General features: G+C 74.3%; 4 protein-coding genes and 1 pseudogene. All 5 read right to left on the reverse strand.

The genetic code is table 11. The annotated features are described in order from the left end of the window. Positions 1-187 precede the first annotated feature (187 nt). Positions 188-1,903: an NADH-quinone oxidoreductase subunit C gene (locus NBW84_RS04700; RefSeq protein ID WP_250282039.1), complete on the reverse strand. Its 1,716-nt coding sequence runs from the start codon at positions 1,901-1,903 to the stop codon at positions 188-190. A gap of 104 nt (positions 1,904-2,007) precedes the next feature. Next, the gene (locus NBW84_RS04705) at positions 2,008-3,801 is read right to left on the reverse strand and encodes a proton-conducting transporter transmembrane domain-containing protein (RefSeq protein WP_250282041.1); all 1,794 of its coding nucleotides are present in this window, start codon (positions 3,799-3,801) and stop codon (positions 2,008-2,010) included. Beyond that, positions 3,801-4,460 (reverse strand): hypothetical protein, encoded by a 660-nt coding sequence (locus NBW84_RS04710; protein WP_250282043.1) that lies wholly within the window; start codon positions 4,458-4,460, stop codon positions 3,801-3,803. Before NBW84_RS04710 ends, NBW84_RS04705 begins: the two co-directional genes overlap by 1 nt. A gap of 61 nt (positions 4,461-4,521) precedes the next feature. Continuing rightward, positions 4,522-5,475 carry an NADH-quinone oxidoreductase subunit H gene (locus tag NBW84_RS04715; protein WP_250282044.1) on the reverse strand — a complete coding sequence of 318 codons (954 nt, stop codon included), beginning with the start codon at positions 5,473-5,475 and terminating at the stop codon, positions 4,522-4,524. After that, positions 5,472-6,000 (reverse strand): annotated as a pseudogene (locus tag NBW84_RS04720) (proton-conducting transporter membrane subunit); the annotation flags it as partial. The pseudogene NBW84_RS04720 and the gene NBW84_RS04715, both read right to left, overlap by 4 nt.

Genomic DNA, 6,000 nt, shown 5'->3' on the forward strand with positions numbered 1-6,000 from the left:
TAAGTGGCTGCTGGAGCAGCCACTTACACACTCGTTAACATGATCGCTTTTGTTTCCGTATCCCGTTTCGGGATACGGTGGATCTTGGTCGGTGTTTTTCCGGATGGGGTTCGTGGCCTGCGGAAACGCTTGAAGGCCGCTGTCCGTTGCGCGACCGCTTGAGCGGCCTTCGGACGGCGGCCCACGGTCACAGGTCGTTGCCGGCGTAGGAGAGGTTGAAGCTTTTATTGGTCAGGGGGAAGTCGGGGACGATGGTGTCCGCCAGGGCGATGGGCAGGGCGGGCCAGTTGAAGAAGGACGGGTCGACGACCTTCACCCGGGCCAGGGTACGGTCGGGTGCGAGCTCGACACGGGTGGTGATGGTGCCGCGCCAGCCCTCGACGATGCCCACGCCCGAGGCGATGCCCGTCCCCGAACCGGCACCTACGCCCGGGCCCACGTCCGGACCGCCCGGGCCCACACCCGCACCGGGGCCGGGGAGCCGGCCGGTGGGGCCCAGGCCCGAGCCTGGATCCGCGTCCGAACCGGGCTTCAGGAGCGGACCAGGCCGGCCGGGGAGGTCGTCCCGGCCGGCCCCGGACGCGGGCCCGGGAGCGGACGCCGGCCCGGGTCCGAGACCGTGGGCGGACCTGGACGCGGGCCCGGGAGCGAGCTCGGCGCGCGTGACGCCGGAGGTCAGGCCGGCGGCGAGCGTCTCGACGAGGGCCAGGGAGACGTCGATCTCCTCCGCCCGGATGAGGAAGCGGGCCAGCACGTCCCCGCTGGTGTGCACGGGGACGGTGAGGGCATCGCCGTAGTCGAGGAACGGATGGGCCTGCCGGGCGTCCACCCGTACGCCGCTGGCCCGGGCGACGTAGCCCAGGCAGCCCAGGTCGCGGGCGGCGCGGCCGTCGAGGCGGGCGGCGCCGGCGAAACGGTCACGTACGGTGCTGTGGCCGAGGGCGAGGGCGACGATGTCGCGGATGTCGTCGCCGATCGCGCGCATGCGGGCCGGATCCGGCAGGGCGCGGACGGCGGCGCCGCCGGGGACGACACCCCCGCGCAGCAGCCGGTGCCCGGTGACCTCCTGGTTGAGGCGCAGCAGCTGTTCGCGGACGCGCTGGGCCTGGGCGTTGAGGATGCCGTGACCGACGTCGTTGCACAGCGCGCCGAGGTCGGCGACGTGGTTGTGCAGCCGTTCGAGCTCGAGCAGGAGCGCCCGGGCGCGCCGGGCCGGCTCGGGGACGGCGGTGGCGGTGGCCTCCTCGACGGCGAGGCAGTAGGCCAGCGCGTGGCCGACGGCGGTGTCCCCGCTGATCCGTTCGGCCAGCGGCAGCCCCCGCGCCACGTCCCGCCGCTCGAAGAGCTTCTCGATGCCCTTGTGGACGAACCACAGCCGGGCCTTGAGCTTGAGGATGGTCTCGCCGACGACGGAGAAGCGGAAGTGGCCGGGCTCGATCAGTCCGGCGTGCACGGGCCCGACCGGGATCTCGTAGACGCCGTCGCCCTCGACGGTCAGGAACGGGAAGGGGCCCTCGGGCTCGGCGAACGGCGGCGGCGGGCCGGCGTCGGGCCGCATCGGATACCAGCCGCGGGGCCAGTGCGGGTGGCGCACCAGCCGGCGGGGCAGCGGATGGTTCAGCGGGACGATGCCGTGCAGGTCACGCATCTCGCGCTCGAACCGGCCGGCGGGGAAGGACAGGTGGGCGAGGCTCGGCAGCGCCGGGGTGTCCGGGTCGAGGCGGACGTGCAGTTCGACGCGGGAGTCGGGCGGGCCCTTGACGAACAGGTACACCACCCGGATGGCCGGGCCGCCCGGGGCGTCGGCGCCGTCGTGGTGGGCCGCGGCCAGGGCGAGGCGGTGGCCGTCGGCCAGCATCTCGCGGACCCGCCGGGGCAGTTCGGCGATCCCAGTGTCGATCATGGTCCGAGTGGTGTGGCCGTCACAGGAGGTATGGCCGCTGTGACCGGTGCGCGGCCGGTCGGGACCGGAGCCGGGGCGGGAGGTCGGGTCGGGACGCATGGGTGTCAGGGCCCTCCGGTGATCGCGGCGGCGGTGGACAGCAGGCTGCTCAGGGGGACGTCGCTGACGCCCAGGGCGGCGCAGGCCGCCAGCCCGACGGCCAGCGGCACCCACACCGCGGCACCGAACCGCACCGGCACGGTGACAGCGGTGCCGCCGTCCTGAACGGGCGCGGCGGCGATGCCACCGCCGTGCCGGGCCGGCATGGCGGTGGCGGCATCCTGGTCCGGCATGGCGGTCGTGGTGCCGCCGTCATGTACCGGCACGGCGACGGCAGCACCGTCCTTCTGGACCGGCGTGTCTTTCTGGACCAGCGTGGCGGCGGCGCCGCCGTTCTGGCCGGGGGCGGGGCCCAGCAGCATGTGGGCGGTGCGGGCGGTCATCGCCGCGAACGCGGCCAGCACCAGCACCAACGCGGCGGCGGTCGCCCAGCCCAGCCCCGCGGGCCCGGTGAAACCGGCGCGGGCGATGGCCAGTTCGGAGGCGAACAGGCTGAACGGCGGGAAGCCGAGCAGCGCCAGCACGGCCAGGCCGAACGCGGCGGCGAGGACCGGCGCCTGGCTCAGCAGCCCGCGGACCCGGCCGATGCGGGTGGTGTGCCGCAGGTGCAGGATGTGCCCGCTGGAGCAGAACGCGACGCTCTTGGCCAGCCCGTGGCCGGCGATGTGCAGCAGCACCGCGGAGATCGCCAGCCGGGTGCCGGTGGCGGCGCCGAGCGCGATCAGGCTCATGTGTTCCATGCTGGAGTAGGCGAGCATGCGCTTGTAGTCACGTTGGCCGAGCAGCAGGGCGGCGGCCAGCGCGAGGGTGAGCACGGCGGCGCCGGCGAGCAGGGTGCGGGCGAACCCGGGGCCCAGTGCCACGTCCGCGATCACCTTGTAGCGCAGGATCGCGGTGAAGGACACCGCCAGCAGCACCCCGGACATCAGCGCCGACACCGGCGCCGGGGCCTGGCTGTGCGCGTCGGGCAGCCAGGCGTGCAGCGGCACCAGCCCGGCCTTGGCGCCGAACCCCAGGATGACCAGGGCGATACCCATCCGGGTGACGTCCGGATCCAGCTCGTGCGCCCGGGCGACGAGCACCGGCCAGTCCAGGGCGGAGGCTTCCGAGATGCCGGCCTGCCGGGCAGCGTAGTAGATCAGGATGGTGCCCAGGAAGGCCAGGGCGATCCCGGCGGAGCAGATGACGACGTACTTCCAGGCGGCCTCGACCGAGGCGCGGGTCCGCCGGTGGCCGACGAGGAAGGCGGTGACGATGGTGGTGGCCTCGATCGCCACCCACAGCACGCCGAGGTTGGCCACCAGGACGGCGACGGCCATCGCGGCCAGGAAGGCGTGCACCAGGATGCCGTAGCGGCGCGCGCCGCGGGCGTCGGTGTGCCCGGCGGCGTTCTCCGCCGCCAGGTAGGCGGGGCTGGCCGCGCAGGCGAGGACCGCGACCGCGCCGATGACCAGCAGGATCCACGCGGACAGGGCGTCGGCGCGGGCCAGCCCGCCGTAGCCGGTGACCGGCCCGTGCCCGGGGACGCGGACGGCCAGCACGACCGCGCAGCCCAGGATCGTGGCGGGGGAGACAAGACCCGCCCAGGCGGTGGCCGGCCGCCAGCCGAGCACGGCGTAGCCGGCCGCGGTGGCCAGCGCGGCCGCGACCGGGGCGGTCAGCAGCAGCGTGGCGGCGACGGACGTCGTGCCGGCGGGTGCCGCGGCGGCGAAGGCCGAGGCGGCGGACGCGGACGTTGCGGCGGCGGGTGCCAAGGCGGCGGACGTTGCGGCGGCGGATGTTGCGGCGGCGAAGGTCATCAGTCGTGCAGCTCCCGCAGGTCGTCGATGTCGGTCCCGCCGAAGGTGGCGTGTATCCGGGTCGTGAGGATCTGCAGGACCAGGACGGCGAGCAGCACGTCGAAGGAGACCCCGAGTTCGACGATGGGCGGCACGCCGGAGGTGGCCAGGAAGGCCACGGCGGTGATGCCGTTGTCCAGCAGCAGGAACCCGACCGCCTGGGCGAGTGCGCGGCGCCGGGTGACCAGGGTGAAGAAGCCGATGAGGACCACGGCCAGGCCGACCGGCAGCGCCCGGGTCGCCGGGCTGGGCGCCAGCTCCACCAGCGGGCGGGCCGCGGCGTAGGCGAGCAGGGTCAGCGCCGCGGCGGTCAGCAGCGAGGCCGCCACGTTGACCAGCGGCTCGGTCTCCCGGGTCTCCCCGCTGGTGGCCAGCACCCGCCGCATCAGGTACGGCAGCACCCCGGCGCGCAGCACCAGGATGCCGACGGCCACGGCCAGCAACTCGAACCGGTGCTCGTGGATGCCGGACAGGGCGGCGATGGCGGCCAGCGCCACCCCCTGGACGGCGAACAGGCGCACGAACGCGGTCAGTTCGCGGCGCCACAGCACCAGCACGGCGGCAAGCAGGAACACCCCGCAGGCCAGGTCGAGCAGCTGGGTGTACGTACCGGTGCTCATCGTGGCCCACCCTGTGCGGGGCGGCGAGGTGCGGGGCGGCGAGACAGGATCATGGGCGGGCTCAGTTTCCGGGTAGGAAGAACGAGGCGCCGACGGCGAGCAGCGCGAGCAGGAAGGAGCCGGTGAGCAGCTCGGGCACCTTGAACAGGCGCATCTTCGCCCAGAACACCTCGGCCGCGGCCAGCCCGGCGCCGAGCAGGGCGACCTTCCCGGCGAAGAGCGCCAGCGCCAGCGGCAGGGCCGCCGCCGCAGTGCCGGTGGCGATCCCCCAGGGGACGAACAGGCTGGTGAGCAGGCCCAGCAGCACCGTCAGCCGCATCTGGGCGCCGAGCTCGATCAGGGCGAGATCCGGGCCGGCGTACTCCAGGATCATCGCCTCGTGGATCATCGTCAGTTCCAGGTGCGTGGACGGGTTGTCCACCGGCAGCCGGCCGGTCTCGGCGAGGGTGACCACGGCCAGGGCGACACCGGCCAGCAGGCTGGCGGGGGAGGCCAGCCGGGCCGGGTCGTGGACGCCGTGCGCGACGATGGTGGGCAGGTTGGTCGACCCGGCCGGGATCGACAGCGCGACCACCGACAGCAGGATGGTCGGCTCCACCAGCGCGACCACGGTCATCTCACGGGACGCGCCCATGCCCCCGAAGGCGGTCCCGGTGTCCAGGCCGGCCAGCGCCAGGATCACCGTGCCCAGCGCCAGCAGCGTCACCACGACGAGCAGGTCCGCGCTGTCACGCACCGGGGTGGCGGTGGACGCCAGCGGCACCAGCGCGGCGACCACGAGGGTGGTGGCGACCAGCAGCAGCGGCGCCAGCCGGAAGGCCGGGCCGGTGCCCACCGGGGTGATGGGCTGCTTGCGCAGCAGTTTGCGCAGGTCCCGCCATGGCTGTCCGACGCCGGCGCCGGCGCGTCCCTCCATCCGGGCCCGCACCTGCCGCATCAGCCCGGTCAGCAGCGGCGCCCCGGCAACCACGACGACGATCTGGGCGAGTACCGCCACCGTCCCGACCGCGCTCACCGGGTCACCGCCAGCACCAGCAGGACGGCGACCAGCCCGCAGAACCCGTAGCCGAGGTAGCGGTGCACACTGCCGTTGGCCAGCTTCCGTGCGGACACACCCGCCCCGGCCAGCGCCGCCAGCACCGGCCGGTACAGGCGGTACTCGATCCGGTCCGGGATCCTCCGCTGGAAGCGGACCCGTTCGACCAGGTAGGCCGATTCACGGGTCGGGGTGACGTCGACGTCCTGCTCGGGCGCGAGCACGTCGTCGAACACACGCTGTAACGGTTCGGCGAACGAGGTGGCCGTGTACTGCATGCGGGCGCTCGGCGCGCCGCCGCCGCAGTCCCACAGCTCGGCCCCGACACGACGGGGGTGGCGCGTAAGCAGGCGCGTCGCCGTCGCCACGGCGAGTATCGCGGCCGCCAGCGCCGCCGCCACCCACAACGGCGACAGCGTCGTGGCAAGCCGGTCCAGCCGGACGTCCACCCCGCCGCCGGGCAGCGCCCGCCCGACGTCCGCCCCGGCCGGGCCGGGGCCGGCC

Source organism: Protofrankia sp. CiP1_Cm_nod2 (assembly GCF_920664355.1).
Lineage (GTDB): Bacteria > Actinomycetota > Actinomycetes > Frankiales > Frankiaceae > Protofrankia.

Bases quoted from the DNA above. Each gene is read 5' to 3' on its own strand.
- NBW84_RS04700 (WP_250282039.1), bottom strand. From the start codon at position 1,903: ATGATCGACACTGGGATCGCCGAACTGCCCCGGCGGGTCCGCGAGATG.
- NBW84_RS04705 (WP_250282041.1), bottom strand. From the start codon at position 3,801: ATGACCTTCGCCGCCGCAACATCCGCCGCCGCAACGTCCGCCGCCTTG.
- NBW84_RS04710 (WP_250282043.1), bottom strand. From the start codon at position 4,460: ATGAGCACCGGTACGTACACCCAGCTGCTCGACCTGGCCTGCGGGGTG.